Source organism: Veillonella absiana (assembly GCF_032970865.1).
Lineage (GTDB): Bacteria > Bacillota > Negativicutes > Veillonellales > Veillonellaceae > Veillonella > Veillonella absiana.
Genome location: NZ_JAWJZB010000002.1, coordinates 131,605 through 153,185, shown reverse-complemented (window position 1 = coordinate 153,185; position 21,581 = coordinate 131,605). Strand labels below are relative to the sequence as shown.

The 21,581-nt window shown below is 42.1% G+C and carries 13 protein-coding genes and 1 pseudogene; 12 read left to right on the top strand and 2 right to left on the bottom strand.

What is annotated here, in order from left to right; genetic code table 11:
* Window positions 1–150: 150 nt before the first annotated feature.
* Window positions 151–1,185, bottom strand: coding sequence for a biotin synthase BioB (bioB, locus tag RVY80_RS02130; protein WP_295190641.1), 1,035 nt, complete (start codon window positions 1,183–1,185; stop codon window positions 151–153).
* A 505-nt stretch (window positions 1,186–1,690) separates the two neighbouring features.
* Here bioB and RVY80_RS02125 point away from each other — a divergent pair.
* The 6 genes from RVY80_RS02125 to hemQ all read left to right on the top strand — a co-directional run bounded on the left by RVY80_RS02125 (window position 1,691) and on the right by hemQ (window position 10,628).
* Window positions 1,691–2,968 carry a metallophosphoesterase family protein gene (locus tag RVY80_RS02125; protein ID WP_317329473.1) on the top strand — a complete coding sequence of 426 codons (1,278 nt, stop codon included), beginning with the start codon at window positions 1,691–1,693 and terminating at the stop codon, window positions 2,966–2,968.
* Window positions 2,958–5,909 (top strand): ATP-binding protein, encoded by a 2,952-nt coding sequence (locus RVY80_RS02120; protein WP_317329472.1) that lies wholly within the window; start codon window positions 2,958–2,960, stop codon window positions 5,907–5,909. Before RVY80_RS02125 ends, RVY80_RS02120 begins: the two co-directional genes overlap by 11 nt.
* 87 nt (window positions 5,910–5,996) lie before the next feature.
* Window positions 5,997–7,037, top strand: coding sequence for a uroporphyrinogen decarboxylase (hemE, locus tag RVY80_RS02115; RefSeq protein ID WP_317329471.1), 1,041 nt, complete (start codon window positions 5,997–5,999; stop codon window positions 7,035–7,037).
* Window positions 7,037–8,245, top strand: coding sequence for a ferrochelatase (locus RVY80_RS02110; protein WP_317329469.1), 1,209 nt, complete (start codon window positions 7,037–7,039; stop codon window positions 8,243–8,245). Before hemE ends, RVY80_RS02110 begins: the two co-directional genes overlap by 1 nt.
* On the top strand, window positions 8,242–9,786 hold the full coding sequence (gene hemG, locus RVY80_RS02105; protein WP_317329467.1) for a protoporphyrinogen oxidase: 1,545 nt from the start codon (window positions 8,242–8,244) through the stop codon (window positions 9,784–9,786). The genes RVY80_RS02110 and hemG overlap by 4 nt, the downstream gene beginning before the upstream one ends.
* On the top strand, window positions 9,786–10,628 hold the full coding sequence (gene hemQ / locus RVY80_RS02100) for a hydrogen peroxide-dependent heme synthase (RefSeq protein ID WP_295190659.1): 843 nt from the start codon (window positions 9,786–9,788) through the stop codon (window positions 10,626–10,628). Before hemG ends, hemQ begins: the two co-directional genes overlap by 1 nt.
* A gap of 80 nt (window positions 10,629–10,708) precedes the next feature.
* Here hemQ and RVY80_RS02095 read toward each other — a convergent pair whose 3' ends face one another.
* Entirely contained in the window at window positions 10,709–11,281 is a 573-nt protein-coding gene (locus tag RVY80_RS02095) for a nitroreductase family protein (RefSeq protein WP_295190662.1), read from the bottom strand.
* A 476-nt stretch (window positions 11,282–11,757) separates the two neighbouring features.
* Here RVY80_RS02095 and gltB point away from each other — a divergent pair, with 476 nt between their 5' ends.
* The 6 genes and pseudogenes from gltB to RVY80_RS02065 form a co-directional block, all read left to right on the top strand.
* Complete coding sequence (gltB, locus tag RVY80_RS02090) at window positions 11,758–16,338, top strand: glutamate synthase large subunit (RefSeq protein ID WP_317329571.1); 4,581 nt, start codon at window positions 11,758–11,760, stop codon at window positions 16,336–16,338.
* A 605-nt stretch (window positions 16,339–16,943) separates the two neighbouring features.
* Window positions 16,944–17,120, top strand: coding sequence for a hypothetical protein (locus RVY80_RS02085; protein ID WP_317329465.1), 177 nt, complete (start codon window positions 16,944–16,946; stop codon window positions 17,118–17,120).
* A 43-nt stretch (window positions 17,121–17,163) separates the two neighbouring features.
* Complete coding sequence (locus tag RVY80_RS02080; protein WP_317329463.1) at window positions 17,164–18,246, top strand: autotransporter outer membrane beta-barrel domain-containing protein; 1,083 nt, start codon at window positions 17,164–17,166, stop codon at window positions 18,244–18,246.
* A 189-nt stretch (window positions 18,247–18,435) separates the two neighbouring features.
* Window positions 18,436–19,095 carry a tetratricopeptide repeat protein gene (locus tag RVY80_RS02075; protein ID WP_317329462.1) on the top strand — a complete coding sequence of 220 codons (660 nt, stop codon included), beginning with the start codon at window positions 18,436–18,438 and terminating at the stop codon, window positions 19,093–19,095.
* A 283-nt stretch (window positions 19,096–19,378) separates the two neighbouring features.
* Window positions 19,379–20,809, top strand: coding sequence for a [FeFe] hydrogenase, group A (locus tag RVY80_RS02070; protein WP_310746431.1), 1,431 nt, complete (start codon window positions 19,379–19,381; stop codon window positions 20,807–20,809).
* Window positions 20,810–21,102: 293 nt separating this feature from the next.
* Window positions 21,103–21,519: pseudogene (locus tag RVY80_RS02065) on the top strand (S-layer homology domain-containing protein); the annotation flags it as partial.
* Between the last annotated feature and the right edge of the window lie 62 nt (window positions 21,520–21,581).

The following is a 21,581-nucleotide window of genomic DNA, read 5'->3' as shown; positions in this document are numbered from 1 at the left end:
TGTAAAATTGTAAGATGATAAAATTCAGTGTTACAGTTTGCTAATTCTATTGCGATGGCATCAAAATATTCCCTACAAGCACCCCCACTTGAATCAAATACACTGCGAATATACACTGCGAATAGAATACAGATATGTAACGAAGCGATATTAGGAAAGTTGCGCTGTATTACGCAACAATTCCAAGTCTTGAATCATTTGCAAATCGTCTTGTGGTGAGCGTCCATCTGTTGTGAGATAACCACAAACCATCAAGCCGTTCAAGCCACCTGTGAGGGCATAGGCTTGTAAATCGCGAAGATTTACTTCACGACCGCCAGCAGTACGGATTAATGCTTTAGGCAAAATGAAACGGAATACGGCAAAGGTACGAAGGATTTCCAATGGTGCCAATGCTTTATTATGTTCAAATGGAGTCCCTTTGATGGGATTCAAAATATTGAGTGGCACAGAATCCACACCGAGGCGTTTTAATTCAAAGGCCATTTCTACACGTTGTTCCAATGTTTCGTTTAAACCAAGGATGCCACCGGAGCACACACGAATGCCTGCCTTTTTCGCATTGGAAATGGTAGACATTTTATCTTGGTAATTGTGAGTGCTACAAATATCTTTGAAATGGCTTGGCGCCGTTTCGATATTGGAATGGTAACGTGTGACGCCGATTTCTTTCAATTTAACAGCTTGATCATAGGTTAATAAACCTAGAGAACAGCAAATTTCAAGACCGATTTCTTCACGGATTTTCTTCAATACACGAATGATTTGAGCAAATTCGTTTGGATTACTAGTATTACGACCAGATGTTACGATGGAAAAACGGATAGCACCGGCCTCTTTTGCTTTACGTGCAGCGTTGAGGATACTTTCATCATCCATAAATGGATATTCCTGAACACCTGTATCATGATGCGCGGATTGGGCACAGAATTTACAGTTTTCTGGACATTTACCAGAACGTGCGTTAACAATAGCACAAAGATCTACGGTGTTATCGTTGAATTGTTGCTTAATTTTGTCTGCCATAGCGAGGAGAATCATAGTGTCCTCGTCAGATGTATGAATTAATTCAATCGCTTCGTCTGGCGTGATTTCGCCACCGTTTAACACGCGATTCGCATAGGTCAAAATTTTTTCGTAGGATGTTCCCACATGAGATTGTGTTTCCATTGCAACTTGAGCCATCATAACCCTCCTGGTGGTTATCTAATTCATGATTCCATTGGTGAAAGCCACAAAACAGATTGTCAATCTATGGTATATAATTCTGTCGTGGTTAACAAATAATTATCTGATGAAGTCATTATAAAACGGATAATTATTCTAGTCAACTCAAAAATTATATAAAGTTAACAAATGATATGGTTAACAATTAAATGGTTAAATTATTTTATGATTTATACCCAAATTCATTAGCATATATACTGCATTATTTGATATTATATATAGTGTAAACGTATACTCAGTTGGTTTTCATTCGGATCGACACATTGCCGCAACATAAATTGCTTCAATAACCTGATGAATGTTGGCAAAACTTGTCGATAAATTAACTTGTGGCACAGACCGACAGTTTGATTTCAGTGACCATCGGTATACGCTAAAAATCAACTAACACTGAGTTTTCACCAAGCCAGAAACTCAGCATCAATATATTCGCGTTAATCGTTCATGGAAAGGATTGACGACTATGCAACCATTTCGTTTTATACAATGTGGTGACCTGCATTTAGGGGCACCATTTCATTATTTAAAATCCATTGGCAAGTCCGTGGATCAAGCGGTGGCGTTGGCGACTTATCGATCATTCGAGGCTATTGTTGATTGGGCTATTGAGGAACGTGTGCAGGCATTTCTAATCACTGGCGATGCCTATAACAGCAAGGACCACAATCTCGAGGCGCAGGTGCGATTCCTGCGTGCAGTGGAACGATTGGCGGAGGCTCGGATTCCTGTGTACATGGTGCAAGGTAATCATGATCCAGCTGAAAGCTGGCGCGCCCAAATCACATTACCAGAGAATGTGCATGTGTTTTCTTCAAAACAAGTGCAACGGTTTCCACTAATGGTTAACAATCTGGAAATCGGTGGTATTTACGGCATGAGCTGTGGCGAAGGCAATGAAACAACGAACTTTGCCAAACAGTACAAGGCCTTTGAAAGCGACGATTTCTCCATTGCTGTTATGCACGGCACCGTGGGTGCTGCTACGGAAAACAGTGAAGTGAAAATCAACACTTCTGTGGGCCCTTGTAATGTATCAGACCTCACAGAGGCGGCCATGGATTATTGGGCTATCGGTCATATCCATAAACGCCAAATTGTAAATGAGGAACCGTACGTCGTGTACGCAGGCAATCCGCAAGGATTACATAAAAAAGAACGCGGTCCTAAAGGAGCCTATTTGGTGTCTGTGTCGAACAATGGACATTGTGAATTGGAATTCAAGGAAACTTGTGCTATCCGATTTGAACGAGCGACTATCGATATTTCGTCCTTGAAAAACGAGGCGGATATGATGGAAATGATTCGTCATAAAAAGGATATGCTCCGTAATAATCTCAAGAAACCAGTACTCTTGGAAATCGTACTCACTGGGACAGGCGCTTTACATCGTTTGTGTGCCCAAGAGGATGTGCGCCAAATGTGGTTAGCGGACTCCCAAGAGGAGGATAAGGGGCGTAGCGTGTTTATCATGCCTTATGTTATCGTTGATGAGACGAGTCCGGCCATCGATTTAGAGGAACGCCGTAAATTGTCTGATATGGTGGGCGATTATTTATCTGCCTATGATGAAACGATTCATCACGACGTTACCAATATCCGTGCTATTCTCGCGGAACGTCCTGAATTTAAACGGTTAGGCCGATACGCAGATTTCCTCAGTGATGAGGTGCTTTCACGGGCGGCGCGACGCGCTGAAATTGAGGGTGTTACAAAATTAATGGGGGCCAATGATGAAGATTAAGGATATATATCTACAAGAATTTGGGCCTCACAAGGATTGGTCATTCACGCCTGGTGACCAGGGTGTGCAATTAATTTATGGCCCTAATGAAAGTGGCAAAACATCCCTCCTAGAGGGTATACGAACGGTCCTGTTTGGGGGTAAGGCCAAACATTATGATACATGCGTAGGTTCCATGGTGCTAGAACAAGATGGCAAGGAATATCACGTAGGTCGTAATGGGAAGAAGCTAGATTTCTACCCCCAAGGCGAGCCACGAATCAATATGGAGCCGAACCAATTATGGTGGCATGGGCTGGACAAAAAAACATATAATCGCATATTTGCCTTAACCCTAGCGGATTTGCAAGGTGCGGATATCTTGAATGAGGTAGAGGTGCGTACGCGCTTCTTTGGCGCCGAAGGGGGCGAACGCCTCAGCTCGGTGGTGAAAGACATCGAAAAGGCGACAAACGATTTGTTCGTAGCCTCCGCTAATGGCAAGCGTAAAATTAACGTTCTCATGGAACAGTTGAAACAAAATCGTGCGAAGGTAGCGGCCCTAGCAGGGCACGAAACGGAGTACGTATCATTACAATCCACCCTAACGGGTACGGAACGGACAGAACAGGAATTATTGGACCAATTGCAAGAATGGCGTGACTATCGTGAAAGCATCGATATCGTGCTTCGTGCGTGGGATACGTATCGCCGTTCTGAAGAGGCGAAGGCTAAAATTCATCAATTCAATGGTGGTAAATCATTGGAACGGCAGGCCTTCTACGAGCTTGATCAGGAATTGAATCGTTGCCACGAGCATATGCGCATTTGGCAGGGGAAGGAAGAAGGCTTGATGCCAGAAAACTTTAGCCCTGATAGCCCAATGGGTGTATATGCACAAGACATTGAAGATTTATACCAACAAGTCTCAAAATGGGATCAATTGCGCCGTGAATGTGAACAAGGTGAGGCATACCTCGAAAAGGTACGCAATCAATTAGTACTATCTCGCCGTATGCATACGGCTTGGCGTGATGATGAAGACATGGCTACAGATATTAATTGGTATGAAGGTGAACGATTGGCACAACGCTTACGGAGCGCTCGTGATCAGTATCAGGCGTGGCAGTTACGTAAACCATTGGCAGTAGACGGTGAGAATGGTGTAGAACCTAGTAATGTAGTATCCGCATTTGATGTGGAACAAACTACACCGTTGGCGAGTATGCAATCCGCTGCGCGTGGTGGCATTCAATCGGGTCATCAAGCTGATACCCAATCCGCTGAAGACGAAGTCCGTGCTCAAAAACAAGGCCTAGAGGACATCAACATCCAACGGGAACGAGCAAAGGTGCGCCATCAAAACTTAGTGGCCCAACAGGGCAGTGAGAAGAAATTCCTCTATGTAGGCATTGGCGCCAGTGTTATTGGTATCGTGCTCATGATTGTGGGCCTTTCCGTATTATTTACTATGGCCATGACAGGTGCTGGAGCAGTACTGTTATTAGCAGGCCTTGGAATGATTGGCTATAGTTTCTGCTCCAAAAAGACTTTAGAATCCGATATTACGCGCGTGGAATATGACATGCAATTGCTAGATTCCAAACAAGGCACTTTGGAAAGTCAATTACAAACGAAGTCCGTAGCAGATAATTTGGCACAACTTCGTTCCTTTGGTTACTCTGAACAATTGAGGAACTGGGAAACGGAAAACAAACGTCTTGAACAAATTGGTGCTGAGGCTATGGATGCATGGCAAGCGTGGTTACCGCAAGGCGCAGCCAAAACATTAACGGATACCGATTTCTTTGGCATGAAGCAAGAATATGATCAATACCAAGAACAGGTAAAGGTTTATGAAGGCTACGAAAAGACATTGCAAGCCCATAAAGATGATTTGCAAGCCCTGGAGGACCAAGGCCAAACATTATGGGATAATTTAGGCATTACAGAACCGGTGGCACCTGTGGAAATCCGTAAATTGTACGCGCAGTTAAAGAACTTTCATCAAAATAAAATTCGGTGGGAGCAAAAGGAATCACAGCGCAAAAATTTCCGCGAGGAATACGACCAATGGCATCGCAAGGAAAAGGATTTGTTGTTGCGTCAGAAGGAATTGCTCGAGAAGGCCGGCATCGCGTCTGCCACTGAGTATCGTCAGCAATTATTGCTAGAGGACCAGTTAAAACAGTGGGAAACCATTTACAAACAGAGCCAAGTGCAGCTTGATTTGTTGGCGCCAAAGGCGGAAAATAAGGATTTGTTCTATCGTCGCCTCCGTGGTGGGGACAAGGACAAATGGATTGATGAAGTGCAACATAGCGATCTAGAGATAGCTAGCATTGAACAAAAACTGGCGTCTGTGTACGAGCAACGTGGGCAGATTATAGAGACGATGCGTAATTTAGCAAATGACCAAGAGCAAGCTGAGGCATTGCAGGAACGCAAGGATTTAGAGGGCCAATTAGAACAAGCCCTTGAGGATTGGGTAACGCAGGTGTTAATCAGCCATTGCATGGATACGGCGCAGCAGACCTATGAACAAGAAAAGCAACCGCATATGATGGATATTGCATCCAAATATATTCAGGTGCTTACAGACAATAAATATACTCTTGACACTATGACTAGTGATTCCGTGGCATTGAAGGATGCTAATGGAGTTCGTCTAGAAAGTAAGCACTGGAGTAGTGGACTGGGGGACCAAGTGTATTTGGCCCTTCGCTTGAGTCTTGCCAAAGCGTTCTCGAACCAAGTAGAACCATTGCCAATCGTCCTTGATGATATTCTCGTTCGTTTTGATGAAGAACGTCAAAAACGTGCATTGGCATTGTTATCTGACATTGGCAAGGAACAACAAGTGTGGGTATTTACGTGCCAACATGAATTGCTCCGTATGGGGAAACAACAAGGTGGTATCGATACATATATGATGAATGCACAGGGGGCGACAGCAGTTTAATCTGCGTAATCCTGTGAGCAATGGTATAGAATATCAAGTGATATTGCCTGTAAAATAAGCATATAAACAAGTAAAGGAGTGACAGGTTTGAATTCAAACTACTTAGATATGATTCGCGGCAAACAACCAGGCACAACACCTGTGTGGTTTATGCGACAAGCAGGTCGCAGCCAAGCGGAATATCGGAAAATTAAAGAAAAATATTCGCTCTTTGAAATTACAAAACAACCGGAGCTCTGTGCTTTTGTAACAGAATTGCCGGTTAAGGAATACGGTGTAGATGCGGCCATCCTCTACAAGGACATTATGAGTCCTATGGTAGGTATGGATGTGACGGTGGAATTGAAACCTGGTGTTGGACCAGTATTCCCGAATCCTATCCGCACACAACGAGATGTGGAACAACTACATCCCTTTGATCCAACGAAGGTGAGTTATATAGGGGACACGATCAAACTGTTGACTACAGAGGTCTTGGATGTACCTCTTATCGGCTTTGGTGGTGCACCTTTTACGATTGCTAGTTATCTCATCGAGGGTGGTCCTACCAAGAGTTATAACAAGACTCGTGGGATGCTCGTCGGGGAACCTACATTGTGGAATGCTTTGATGGAACGTTTGGCGGATATGACTATTGCGTATCTATCCATGCAGGCTGAGGCGGGTGCGAACGCACTACAAATCTTCGATTCCTGGATTGGCGCTGTTAACGAGGACCAATATAAACAAGGTATATTTCCGCATATGGAACGGATTATCCACACTGTGAAAGCTAAATTTCCAGATTTACCAATGGCCATGAATGGTGTTGGAAATGGTCATTTAATTGAGTTGTGGAAAGATTTACCATTGGACGTTATCGCTCTTGATTGGCGATGCTCTATTGATGTGGCTAGTGCGATGGGCATTACTCAGACCTTACAAGGTAATCTTGATCCGGCATACCTGTATGCTGATAAAGCCGTTATAAAACAAGAATTAGATACCATTTTAGAGCAAGGTGTTCGCCATGGTAAACATATATTTAATTTAGGTCACGGTGTATTTCCTGAGGCTGATCCAGATGTATTAAAATGGATTACTGAGTATGTACATGAACGTAGCCAGGAATTATGGGTGAGTAAATAATGAATAAAATTAAAGAACCTACTATCGGTGTATTGTTGATGTCCTATGGCACGCCTCAAATCCCGGATGATTTGCGTGATTATATGACGAGTATTCGTCGCGGTCATGATCCGAGTGAACAGGACATCGCAAACCTTGAGGATCGGTATACAACTATCGGCCAATGGGATAATGAAAATCTGCGCACTATGACGGAACAGCAGGGCAGGGCGCTGGTGAAAGTATTGCAACGCATGGTGAAGTGCCGAGATGAACAGCCATCTATCATTCAGAATGTCTACATCGGATATCAGCATATGCCCCCCTCCATTGAGGACGCAGTATCACAAATGAAATCAGATGGTATTGATATTGCTATTGCAATTGTGACGGCGCCGTTTTATTCTAAAATAGGAACGTCTGTATACGAGGAACGAGCACAACGTGCAGCAGATCAAGTAGGTATTGAGTTACGGATGGTTCGTGAATGGTGGAAGGAAGTCGGATTTGCCGATTATTGGCGGATTGCTATCGAAAAAACGTTAATTGAGCAAGTAGGTCCTAATTTGCCCTACGGTTCAAAGTCGATTGTGCTGGGTTATGATGAAAATGACGTAACGTTCCTTTCTGTGGAAGACTTGCTTGATGACTATGAGCGCATCATTGATGAGCTGATTTCTAGGGAGTATTATGAGGACCTCCAGAAATATAAAGATAGAGTCAATGATGTAGCGTTGGTACTTTCAGCACATAGTCTGCCCATCGCACCCATGCAGAATCAGCTAGATCCATATGTGACATCTATTCAAAGGTTCTCCTGTGAACTGGCAGAATCTTTAATATTGCGCTCTTGGAGTGGACATATCATTACTGTAGAGATGGATGGGCAGATTCATCAAGGCTATGCATCGGGTTTAGAGTACGAGGCTTATCATAATCCTACGGTGTGGACCCAAGCATGGCAAAGCGCTGGACCGCATGGTGAGTGGCTCGGTCCTAGCATAGAAACGGTGATTGATGGATTAATCGAGGACGGGTATAAACATATTGTATTTGCCCCTATCGGATTCGTCAGTGACCATGTAGAGGTATTATATGATAATGACACTGTGTGTAGAGCACAAGTAGAGTCTCAAGGGGCTAAGTATTATCGTGCATCAATGCCTAACAATAATGAAATGTATATTTTTGCCATGGCGAGTGCCGTAGAAAAGAGGATAGTACAGTGAATCGTGTAGCAATTATCGGTGGCGGCCTGACGGGGCTTTCGACGGCCTATTATTTGGCACAGGAACAACCGAATGTAGACATTCATATATATGAACAAGCGGACCATTGTGGTGGTAAAATTCAAACGAAACGGGTGGATGGCTTTGTGGTCGAGTTAGGTCCGGATTCCTATTTGGGGCGCAAAACAGAGATGACCGATTTGATTCGTAATCTGGGACTGGGTGACACCATTGTGGCCAATGCGACGGGGCAGGCTTATGTATATGATCAAGGGGCGACACATCCTATTCCAGGTGGATCTATCATGGGTGTACCTACGGAAATGATGCCCTTTGTGAAAGCCACGTTAATTTCTTGGCCTGGCAAGATTCGAGCGGCCCTAGATTTATTTAAATCACCATATAAACTGGATGAGCATGGTGATGTGTCTATCGGTCATTTTTTCCAATACCATTTGGGTCAAGAAATGATGGATAAACTCATCGAACCGCTATTAGCGGGAATTTATGGTGGTGATATTTATAAAATCAGTCTATTGTCTACGTTCCCACATTTTATTCAAGTAGAACAAAAACATGGTAATATGGTTAAAGGCATGATAGCCGCTAAAGGGGCGCATAAAAAAGCGGGCGTTTCCGTGGCTGCCAAAGGCCCTAGTGCCAATGTAGGGGATGTGCCACAAGCGGGTAAGGGCATAAAGACTGATAAGGAATTTGAATCTCGCAAAGGCACAGCAGCACAGGATGGTATGTTCCGCCAATTAACAGGTGGTCTTGCTAGTGTCATTGATGCTATCGTGGAACAAATGCCAAGGAATGTGACGATTCATAATAATGTATTGATAGAGGATATTCAGCAACAAGCTGATTTTTCTTATGAATTACAACTGAAACATCGCAATTCTGACGGTATTTTTACTGGCTCTGACGTAGCTGTAGAACATCAGGACGTTCAATTCGACACCGTTATCATCAGTACACCACCTGCATCGTATCGTCAATGGTTCCGTGATGATGCGGGTTTTGATGGTTTGCGTGACATGGAACAATCCACATGCGCTATTGCCATTATGGCCTTTGATAAAGCTACCTTCGATGGCGATTTGCATGGTTCTGGCCTGTTGATTACGAGAAAAACGAAAACACCCCTTACAGCCTGTACGAATTTGAGCCAGAAATGGCCACAAACGACACCAGATGACAAGGTTGTACTTCGTGTATTCATTGGGAAACCTGGTGATACTACTGTCGAATCCAGTTCTGATGAGGAACTAGCGATATTGGCAACTCGTGAAATCCAACGTATTATGGGCTTTCACAGTGAACCAATTTGGGTAGAGGTGAATCGTCTCGTTCATTGCATGCCACAATATAATGTGGGGCATCGCGCCATGGTGAAAGCCGTGCGTGCCCATGTATTAGAAAACTATTCAAATTTATATTTAATTGGAACACCATTTGATGGAATTGGCATTCCTGATGGTGTAAAACAAGCGAAAGAACTTGTACAGTTATTACATAATGAACAGGAGGAACTATAATGTCTGAAGAAACAAAAGAACAACAAATTCATGGTGGACAGGGTCCAGTAGGACATCCAGGTGGACATCCTCATGGCCAAGTGGGGGCAGAAGGTACTCATGGTGAAGGTCTTAGCAAAGCCGTTCGCACTGCTGAAGGTTGGCATAGTCAACACATGATTTTCCGCATCGATTTTAATGCGTGGAAAAAATGGTCTTCTGAAGATAAAGCTGCAGCGAAAGCTGAATTAAAAGCATATATTGCGGATCTTGAAGCAGAACATGTAGCTGAAAAAAGTAGCTATGCATTCTATAGCATCAATGGCCAAAAGGGTGACATTCTCTTGTGGTTATTACAACCAACATTGGAAGATATCTATGTATGGGAACTTCGTTTCCGTAAATTGAAAATTGCAGAAGTGTTGGAATATACATTCTCCTATACATCCGTAACGGAATTAAGCAATTATTTGAAAAATAATATGGCATCTCCAGAAGTTCATAAAAAACTATATCCTCATATTCCAAAAGACAAATATATTTGCTTCTACAATATGAGTAAAAAACGTGAACATGGTGAAAACTGGTTCATTTTACCGATGGAAGAACGTGGTAAAATGATGCGTGCTCATGGTCAATTGGGAAGAACATACCTTGATGTATTGAGTGAGTATACAACTGGTGGTTGTGGTCTCGATATGTGGGAATGGGGCATTACTTTGATGGGTAATGATGACATTCAATTCAAAAAAATCGTCTACGATATGCGTTTTGAAGAAGCTAGCGCTCGTTTCGGCATCTTTAGTGATTTTTATGTAGGCACTATTATGGATGATACGTTGTTGGAAACAACATTTGATTAATTATATAAAAAAGAAGCAGCCCGCAGGGGTTGCTTCTTTTTTTGAGAGAATTAGGTTTTGGAGTTTTATTTGCGGATGTATTAACGGAATACTTTTACGCGAGCGGAGATATCTTCTTTTGCTTTTGCATCAGGTTCTGCTATGATACCGCCGAATGGCATTTGTGCATTCAATGTCCATGTTTCTGGAACATCGAATAATTTGCGTACTACATCGTTGATTACTGGATTGTAATGTTGCAAGGATGCACCGATGTTCAATTCACGTAAACCAGTCCAGATGGAGAATTGTAACATGCCTACTGCTTGATTAGCCCAACCTGGGAAATTACCAGCATAACCAGGGAATTGTTCTTGTAAACCAGCTACAGTTGGTTCGTCGATGAAGTACAAGATTGTACCACGGCCAGCTTTGAAACTATCGATTTTTTCGCGAGGCACTTTACCTTCGAACATATCGTAGATAGCATCCCAAAGTTGATCGTGTTTTTCGTCTAACGCTACCACTACGCGAGAGCTCTTCATGTTGAAAGAATCTGGAACGAGTTCAGTAGCTGCCTCTACGAAGCGAACAACGTCGTCGTTGGATACAGGGATGTTCTTATCAATTGCGTAATAGGTTCTGCGTTCTTGTAATAATTCTGTAGTTCTCATTGTTGGTCTCCTTTATAGTTGATATGTATATTTTTTGTAAAATATATCTACATCGAGATACTTATTATGGCTTTATTATAGCACAAAAAATAGAAAAGTCCATAGGGAAATAGTAGGAATTAAAAACACAATACATTGCATTTTATGCATAAAAAACAAAATAGCCTATGGTTAAGGCATTTGTAACACAATATATGGTGTTGAATCTTGTATACAATACACAAACTTGCAAAAATATCATGTATACATGAGTTTATTGCATAGAATGATGAATTTTATATATTATCAATTTCAGATGGACAGTGGTATACTGACAGTAGACTTTTTAATTCTATAGAATTAACTTTCACATGATGCATTTGTGCATCATCTGTTTTATTTTATAGGGCGAATTGTTGTAATAGTTTAGTAAATAGTAGCCAATAGTTCCATAGAAGACTATGTGTATATGAAGGAGTGCAAGAGCTATGAAAAAGATGGGTACAGATAGCGTTATCGAGCAGCAGAATCAGGAACGCGTTATGATGCAAGCAAATGGCTTGTACGACAGTCAATTTGAAAAAGATGCCTGTGGTATGGGTTTTGTTGTTAATATTAAGGGTAAAAAATCTCATGATATTATCGATGATGGTTTGCGTATCCTAGAACGTCTTGAGCACCGCGGAGGGGCTGGTGCAGATAAAGACACAGGTGATGGCGCTGGTATTTTGGTGCAAATTCCTCATGAATTTTTCAAGCGTGAATGTGAAGTGTTAGGAATTAGTTTGCCACCAGCTGGTGACTACGGTGTGGGCATGATTTTTGCACACAAATACGAATCCCTTCGGAATGAGCAAAAACGTATTTTGGAAGAAGTCGTTCGTGAAGAAGGTCAAGTATTGTTGGGATGGCGTGAAGTGCCAGTGGATTCTACGGCAGTAGGTTATGAAGCGGCACAAATTCGTCCTTGGTTGCTACAAGTTATCATCGGCAAAGGCCCTGAAGTAACAAACAATAAAGAATTTGAACGTAAATTATATATGATTCGTAAGGTTGCAGAAAAACGCATCATTCCATTGAGCAAAGAATTGAGTAGCGATTTCTACATTGCTTCCTTGTCCTCTAAAACTATCGTATATAAAGGTATGTTAACACCAGGCCAATTGCGCGATTTCTATTTGGATTTGAATGACCTTGATTTCACATCTGCGTTGGCAATGGTTCACTCCCGTTTCAGTACGAATACATTCCCAAGCTGGGCTCGTGCGCATCCTAACCGTTTTCTTGTGCACAATGGTGAAATCAACACAATCCGTGGTAATGTAAACTGGATTAATGCCCGCGAAGGTAAAGCAGAATCTCCATTGTTCCCAGATATCAAAAAGGTATTCCCTGTAGTAGATGACACTGGATCTGACTCTGCTATGTTCGATAACACTGTAGAATTCTTGCATATGACAGGCCGTAGCCTACCTCATGCAATGATGATGATGATTCCTGAACCTTGGGAACGCAACACATTGATGAGCCAAGAAAAACACGATTTCTACGAGTTCAACAGTTTCATGATGGAACCATGGGATGGGCCTGCTGCGATGGGCTTCACTGATGGTACTGTGATCGGCGGTGTGCTTGACCGTAACGGCTTGCGCCCTGCACGTTATTATGTAACAACTGATGATCGCGTTATCATGGCATCCGAGGTGGGTGTTGTGGATGAAAGTGCGGAAAATGTCCGTGCGAAAGGTCGTCTTGAACCAGGTAAAATGCTTCTCATCGATACAGAAGAGCAACGCATTATCTCTGACGAAGAAATCAAACAAAAAATCGCTACAGAATTGCCATACTCTGAATGGGTAAAAGAACACGTTATTCATTTGTCCGAAATTCAACAGGCTGATGAAAGCGCTGTACCAAAAGTAGAAGACTTGTTCACATTGCAACAAGCATTTGGCTACACCCAAGAGGACCTTGTTCGTATGGTCATTCCTATGGCTCAAGAAGGTAAAGATCCTACTGGTTCCATGGGTGCCGATGCGCCATTGGCTATTCTATCCGATAAACCACAATTGTTATATACATACTTTAAACAATTGTTCGCTCAAGTAACAAACCCACCTATCGATGCGATCCGCGAAGAAATGGTCACATCCACTCGCGTAATGCTTGGCAACAGTGGTAACCTTACGGACCCTAACAAAGTAGGTACTTATGCGATCAGCATGCGTACACCTATTTTGACAAACCAAGAGTTGGCGTCTATTAAACAATTAGATTGTCGTCGTATGAAAACGGTAACATTGCCAATCTTCTTTGACCCAAGTAAAGGTCGCGAAGGTTTACAAGAGGCACTAGATGAATTATGTGCAAAAGCAGAAGAAGTGGCACGTACAGATCAAAATGTTATCATCTTGTCTGACCGTGGAGTAGATGCTGAACACGCGCCAATCCCTGCATTGCTTGCCGTAGCAGCAGTTCATAATCACTTGATTCGCAAAGTGCTTCGTACAGAAGTAGGCTTAATCCTTGAATCCGGTGAACCTCGCGAAGTACATCATTTCTGTACATTGCTTGGTTATGGTGTAACAGCTATCAACCCATACTTGGCATTTGAAACTGTTCGCGATTTGCAAGCTCATAAACGTTTGGGTGATTTGACGCCTGAACAAGCTGAGAAAAACTACATCAAAGCAGCTGTTGGTGGCATCATGAAGGTTATGTCCAAAATGGGTATTTCTACTGTACGTAGTTACCATGGCGCGCAAATCTTCGAAGCATTGGGCCTTAATACAGACTTTATCAAAAAATACTTCGTTAACACTCCAACACGTATTGGTGGTATTGGTCTTGGTGGTATCGCTATTGAAAGCGTACAACGCCATAATCGAGCTTTCAAAGAAAACGAAACAGTTCTCGAACCAGGCGGTTTCTATGGCCCGGTGAAAAACGGGGAAGAACATTTATTCAACCCTAAATCTATCGACACATTGCAAAAATCCTTGATCGAGAACGATTACGCGAAATATAAAGAATACGCGAAGGATATTCAAGAAAACTATCATGTAACATTACGTTCCTTGATGGAAATGAATTATCCAGTAGGTGGTGGGATTCCTATCGAAGAGGTAGAATCTGTAGAATCCATCGTAAAACGCTTCAAAGCTGGTGCGATGAGTTATGGTGCCATTAGTAAAGAAGCGCATGAAACAATTGCCATAGCAATGAACCGTCTTGGTTGCTCCAGTAACTCTGGTGAAGGCGGCGAGGATATCAATCGTTTCAAACCATTACCTAATGGGGATAGCATGAATAGTGAAGTTAAGCAGATTGCATCCGGTCGTTTCGGTGTAACTGCGAATTACCTCATCCATGCTAGTGAGTTGCAAATTAAATGTGCCCAAGGTGCGAAACCAGGCGAAGGCGGTCAATTGCCAGGTAAAAAAGTATATCCTGACATCGCGCGTGCTCGTCACTCTACACCAGGTGTAGAACTCGTGTCCCCCCCACCACATCATGATATTTACTCCATCGAAGATTTGGCGGAATTGATTTACGATTTGAAATGCGTGAACCGTTATGCTCGTATTTCCGTTAAATTGACATCTGAAGCAGGCGTTGGTACTATCGCTGCGGGCGTTGCGAAAGCAAAAGCTGATAACATCTTAATCTCCGGTTATGACGGTGGTACTGGTGCGGCTGGTCGTACGTCGGTAAAACATGCTGGTATTCCTTGGGAATTAGGTTTGTCCGAAACTCACCAAACATTGATGCTCAACCGTTTGCGTGACCGCATTAAATTGGAAGTAGACTCCAAATTGATGACTGGTTTTGACGTTGTGGTAGCGGCTGCTTTGGGGGCTGAAATCTTCGGCTTCGGTACATTGCCACTCGTTGCGGTAGGTTGTAAAATGGCCCGCGTATGTCACATGAATACATGTCCTTACGGCGTTGCTACACAAGATGAAAAATTACGTGCTCGCTTTACTGGTAAACCTGAATACGTAGAACGTCTATTCTTGTTCATTGCTCGTGAAGTACAAGAAATCATGGCTCGTCTTGGTGTTCGCTCCGTTGATGAATTGGTTGGTCGCGTTGACTTGATTCGTGCGAAATCTCAAGGCGATAACTATAAATTGTCTCGTGTGGACTTGAAACGTATCTTGTTCCGCCCTTACACAGATGCTTCCATTGGTCATAAACATGCTATCGAACAAGATCATGGTTTGACTCATACTCTGGATATGGCAAAACTGCTTCGTATGTGTCGTCCTGCCATTGAGGAACAAAAACAAATCCGTGCGAAACTCGCTATTGATAACACGAATCGCGTTGTTGGTACTATCGTTGGTTCCGATATCGTTCGTAAATATGGTGAAAGTGGTCTGCCAGAAAACACAGTTAAATTGAACTTTGTTGGTAGCGCTGGACAAAGTTTTGGTGCTTTCATTCCAAAAGGTATGACATTAGAACTCGAAGGCGATGCGAACGATTACCTCGGTAAAGGTTTATCTGGCGGTATCATCATTGTATATCCACCAGCAAAATCCATTTTCGAAGCGGATGAAAATATCCTTATTGGTAACGTAGCATTCTACGGTGCTACATCTGGTAAAGCGTACATCAATGGTATGGCCGGTGAACGTTTCGCCGTTCGTAATAGTGGCGTTACTGCTGTTGTTGAAGGCGTAGGCGATCATGGTTGCGAATACATGACAGGTGGCGAAGTGCTCGTGCTTGGTAAAGTAGGTCGTAACTTTGCAGCTGGTATGTCCGGTGGTTACGCATACGTTCTTGATTTCGATACAAGATATTGCAATACTGGTCTCGTAGAAACACGTGATGCTAGTGCTACAGACTTGATTCGTATTAAAGAATTAATTGAACAACACGTATTGCATACAAATTCCAAAAAAGGTCGTCATATTCTTGATAACTGGCAAACATTCAATAAACGCTTCACAAAAGTGGTGCCATTAGCTTATGAAGAAATGCATAATGCTATCGCACAATATGAAGCACAAGGATTATCCAAAGAAGATGCTCAATTAGCAGCCTTCAAAGATAAATACGTTAAATAGTCGATTCCTGTAATCGTACAAACAATCACATATGTCTAGTGTAAACTAGTAAAAATAGAACCGTTGTATTCTCTTGCTCCTGACGGCAAAGTCGAATGTCGCTGCGAGAACACAACGGTTCTATTTTTATGCATTTCTCTAGAGGTGTATTGTTTGTACGATTACAGGTCAGCAACTACGTTAGTGCCGTATTTATTCCTTAAATGCTGTCGTTTCGCATTAACAGAATCTGGAGTGTATAGCCTATTGAAAATGAAAAATAAATAAAATGATTAAAATAAAATAAGTTGGCATATTAATATATCTAAAATTATAGTATAGAATTAAAATTGTATTTATTTCGAGAATTTTAAATGTAGCTTGATTTTATTGGATTTGATTAGGTTTTATACGATAATGGCAACGTTGCTATTGGCTGATCGGTTTCAGCACAAGGTAATCAAGCAATTGCTATTGGTGCTGGTTCTGATACATCTAGGGCTGCGACAGCAGTACCTAGTACGACTTTAAATGGAACTACTTATTACTTTGCGGGCGGTGCTACAACCTTAGCAGGTGATCAAGTTTCTATTGGTAGAGTCGGTTACGAGCGACAAATAAAAAATGTGGCGGCTGGTGAAACTCTCACTATTGATGGCGGTGCGGCTGAAAGCAGTTTAAGAGATAATATTGGTGTTGTGTCTGACGGCTCAAAATTAACGGTAAAGCTATCTGAGGATCTTGATTTAGGTGCATCTGGATCCATTGATATGGAGACACATATCTCAACGATGATGGTATGACTGTAGTAAATGATGCACTAGCTTGTATTCTAACCGTATTTACTTGAAATATTCCAACAATGGTGTAAGCTATGACAGCGATACTGCTTATAACGAAGCGTACAATGGCACAGAATGGACAGCCAACAAGCCAGGTAACCAATATGTATTGGCTAATTATGGTGAAGCAGCTGATGTAACTAATGTATACATCGTTAAATCTGAAGATATTTTGATGGATGGTGGTAAAGTATTACCTCGTTTAGCACAAGCTATGTATGGACGTATCACTGATATGGATAATCTTAATAAACGTCTTGGCGAAGCGCGCTTTATCGATCAAGAAGATGGTTTATGGGTACGTTTGCGTTATGACCGCATGGGCAAGGATGGTCAATTCCGTCTACGCGGCAAAACGGCTGAACTTGGTTATGACTGGAAGAAAAATCCTGAAGAAACTAATTCCAAACGTGGTACATACCACCGTGGCGTTTCCTTCAAATACACTTGGGATGATGTAACATTTGGTGATTTAGCTAGCCGTGATTCTGAAATGAAAACTTGGAGCTTAGGTGCTTACGATACATTCCTTGGTAACGATGGTTTCTACCATGATTACATCTTACGTGCTGGTCGCTCCAAAGCTGACTACTCCGTAGGTGTAGATAATGTATCTGGTTCCGCGGATGCTACTTTCATCCAAGCGGGTGCAGAAATTGGTAAAAAATACGATGGTAACAAAGGTTGGTTCTTCGAGCCGCAAGCTCAATTGCAATACACTCGTATTAATGGTACGAAATTCTCCGATAGCAATGATACGCGTGCTGAACTTGATAGCGTAAACAGCCTCATCAGTCGTTTGGGCATTCGCGTAGGCCGTGAATTCGGTGGCAATGATCGTCATCAAATGTACGGTTATGTAAATGTTCTTCATGAGTTCATGGGTGAAACTGGTGTGTTCGCATACGATAACTCCGGTGCATTCCGCAGCGAAAAAACTAACAAAGGCACTTGGATGACAGTTGGTCTTGGTGGTTCCACTCAATTGAACGATCAAACATCTGTGTTCATCGACTTTGAAAAAGCAATTGGTAACGATTTTGAACAAACCTATCGTTTCAATGCTGGGGGTCAATACAAATTCTAATGTGAAAGCTATATTAGCTTTACGTATTGCCTAACAAACAAATGAATAGCTTTTGAGTAGGCACAGTAAAAGCAGAACACCTATTTCTCTAGTTCCTTACGGCATAGCCGAATGTCACTACGAGAAATAGGTGTTCTGTTTTTTTCATTGTATAATAGCTGTAATATAAATACGCAGGAGGTACTAAAAATGAATTTAAAACACTATAGTATGTATTTGGTGTTGAGTTTCGGATTACTAATTACTAGTGGTTGTGCAACTGAGTCTGCGCATAATCAACCCGATTCATCTAAACCAAATACCTCTTCATCAATAGAAATTACACAGAATTCTAATACTCAATCTGTAGAACAGATAAAGCAATACACTACAGAAATCGCAGAGGCGCAAAAATTATTCAGCGATGGGGATTATCCTGGTGCCATAGCGGCAGCTCAATTGGTTGTCGATAAGAGTCCTCAGAATGATCAGGCCTATTCACTCAAGGGTTTTGCTCTCGCGCTCAACGGAGATACATCGCAGGGGTTAGATATGACTAAAAAAGCGTATGAGTTAAATCCACAGAATGTAGGGAACTTTTACAATATGGCCATGGTGTATAAATTAATGGGCCAATTAAATGAATCTAAAGGCTGGTTTGATAAGGTATTGGAAAAAGATCCGAATAATACGTGGTCCGTCTATGGTATTGCTACGATTTACGCTGATCAGCAGCAAGATAAGGAGGCCCTCAAATGGTTGGGACGGGCCATCAAAATTGATCCAACTGTAAAAGATGTAGCGCGGACACAGGATCATTTTGAGCGCTTTCACGGAAGGGAAGCATTTGAAAATCTCGTAGCACCGTAAACATGGAGTTCGTTCATTTTATAAGTGGTTAAACAGACAGGTTGTTAAATGTATGTACCATTCTCAATTGCAGAGGTGTTGTTTAGTTTGTAGAGAAAGATGAAATGTGAATATCCCTTATATTTTACTAGGATTTCAGGGCTATAAAATTTATTTATCATCCTTGATTTTACTCTCAATATAGCTGATAATAATAATGAACTGTAATTTAAATTACACTGATTAAGTAATACAGACTAGTTGTAATAGTTGAGTAACCTATTGTACTACTGAGGAGGTCCTTATGTCTCAATTTGAATTTATTGACAAACGTGTGCCGATTGCTCTCGACAACCCTGCCATAATTCATGATATTTCAAAATGTAAAAACTGTACGTTGTGCCGTCGCGCTTGCGCAGATACGATGAGCGTACTTGATTATTATGATTTGGAATCTACCGGTGATGTTCCAATGTGTATCCATTGCGGTCAATGTACATCTGCTTGTCCATTTGATTCCATGCATGCTCGTTCCGAACTTCATTTGGTGAAAGAAGCGATTGCGGACCCTAACAAAATCGTTGTTATCCAAACGGCTCCTGCAGTTCGCGTAGCATTGGGCGAAGGTTTCGGCTATGAACCAGGTAGCTTCCTTGAAGGCAAAATGGTTGGGGCCCTTCGTGCATTAGGTGCTGACTATGTGGTAGATACTAACTTTGGTGCGGATTTGACTATCATGGAAGAAGCGTCCGAGTTGGTAAAACGTTTACAAACTGGTGGCCCTATACCTCAATTTACTAGCTGTTGCCCAGCATGGGTGCGTTTTGCGGAAATTTATTTCCCTGAATTATTGCCTCAAATTTCCTCTACTCGTAGCTGTATTGCTATGGAAGCGGCTGTGGCAAAAACATATTTCGCTGAGGCAAAAGGTCTTAATCCTAAACAAATCGTGTCTATCAGCGTGAATCCTTGTACTGCTAAAAAAGCAGAAACAAAACGTCCTGAACAAAATGCTGCTGCTCGTTATTACAATGACGAAGAAATCGGCATGGATACAGATATTTCCATCACTACTCGTGAATTCATTCAATGGATTAAGGATGAAAATCTTGATTTTGAAAGCATCGAAGAATCCAAATTTGATGAATTAATCGGTCAAGAAACTGGTGCCAGCATTATCTTTGGTAACACTGGTGGTGTTATGGAAGCGGCTATGCGTACGGCTTATAAATTAGTCACGGGCCAAGAGCCACCTCCAGTAGCATTGACTCATCTTGAAGACGTTCGTGGTATGCAAGGTGTAAAAGAGGCAACCGTAGAACTTGGGGATCTTACTTTAAAAGTAGCCGTAGCTCATGGTGGTAAAAATATCCGCGACTTCTTGAATGACTTGAAAACTAGTGGCAAACATTATGACTTCATTGAAATGATGGCATGCCCAGGCGGCTGTATCGGTGGCGGTGGCCAACCTCGTACAAAATTGCCTCAAGCTGTAAAAACTAAAGAAGCTCGTATTGCTGGGCTTTATGATGCGGATGCTAATTATGAATTCCGTTCTAGCTTTGAAAGCCCTGAAATTAAAGCAATTTACAAAAACTTCTTAGGTGAACCATTGGCTCACAAACCACATGAATTGTTACATACAACTTATGTGGATCGTAGTGAAATTCTTGGCGTTCGCAAAGACGTAGTGCCAGAAACTTGCCCTACATCACCTAAGTTTAAAAAAGACTAAATAATGTACAAGCGCATAACTTGATTGTCTGCTTGTGTAGAGGAACACCCCACTGCTAATAGATTAATCTGTTGGTGGTGAGGTGTTCTTATTTTTATATTACCGAATATTTTTATATTACTGAATAAGGAATCTATGCTAACTGTTGAGGTTATCTCAACAGTTGATAAAGAACCTGAATAACGTCTGGGGGGATGTTAGAGCGGAATGCTGCTATAACAATTGGTACAGGTGGACTTATCTCTAATGGTATTAGTTCTGTCACTATAGGCGGTAGTTCGGCCAATCACACGTATGGGGCTGAGTATAGCGGCGAAAATGCCGTAGCATTGGGTGCTTACTATCGTCCTAATGAAGACTTGATGTTCAGCATTGGTAGCACTATGGGCAATGGTGAAAATATGTTGAATGCCGGCGTATCTGTAAAGGTAGGCGGTATGAAAGGTGTTTCCAAGTCTCGTGTAGCTATCGGTAAAGAAGTATTAGAATTGAAACAAGTGGTAGCTAAACAAGATGCACAAATTCAAAAATTAACAGCTATGTTGAATGGCTTTGCAGGTACTAATGCAAATGTAGATACTACAAAATTGTTCCCAGATGTACCAAGCAATCATTGGGCATATGAAGCAGTAGCTGCTATGTCTCGCAGTGGTCTTGTAGAGGGCTATCCTAAGTCCTATAAGCCTATCATGACTAGCAGTAGATACTAGAAAGAGAGGTCGGCCACTCCCGCGGGAGTAGCCGACCTCTCTATTTTACGTTTAATAGGACT

What these genes read in the sequence shown, in the direction of transcription:
- bioB (WP_295190641.1), bottom strand. Translation starts at nt 1,185, where the DNA reads ATGGCTCAAGTTGCAATGGAAACACAATCTCATGTGGGAACATCCTAC.
- RVY80_RS02125 (WP_317329473.1), top strand. Translation starts at nt 1,691, where the DNA reads ATGCAACCATTTCGTTTTATACAATGTGGTGACCTGCATTTAGGGGCA.
- RVY80_RS02120 (WP_317329472.1), top strand. Translation starts at nt 2,958, where the DNA reads ATGAAGATTAAGGATATATATCTACAAGAATTTGGGCCTCACAAGGAT.
- RVY80_RS02110 (WP_317329469.1), top strand. Translation starts at nt 7,037, where the DNA reads ATGAATAAAATTAAAGAACCTACTATCGGTGTATTGTTGATGTCCTAT.
- hemQ (WP_295190659.1), top strand. Translation starts at nt 9,786, where the DNA reads ATGTCTGAAGAAACAAAAGAACAACAAATTCATGGTGGACAGGGTCCA.
- RVY80_RS02095 (WP_295190662.1), bottom strand. Translation starts at nt 11,281, where the DNA reads ATGAGAACTACAGAATTATTACAAGAACGCAGAACCTATTACGCAATT.
- gltB (WP_317329571.1), top strand. Translation starts at nt 11,758, where the DNA reads ATGGGTACAGATAGCGTTATCGAGCAGCAGAATCAGGAACGCGTTATG.
- RVY80_RS02075 (WP_317329462.1), top strand. Translation starts at nt 18,436, where the DNA reads ATGAATTTAAAACACTATAGTATGTATTTGGTGTTGAGTTTCGGATTA.
- RVY80_RS02070 (WP_310746431.1), top strand. Translation starts at nt 19,379, where the DNA reads ATGTCTCAATTTGAATTTATTGACAAACGTGTGCCGATTGCTCTCGAC.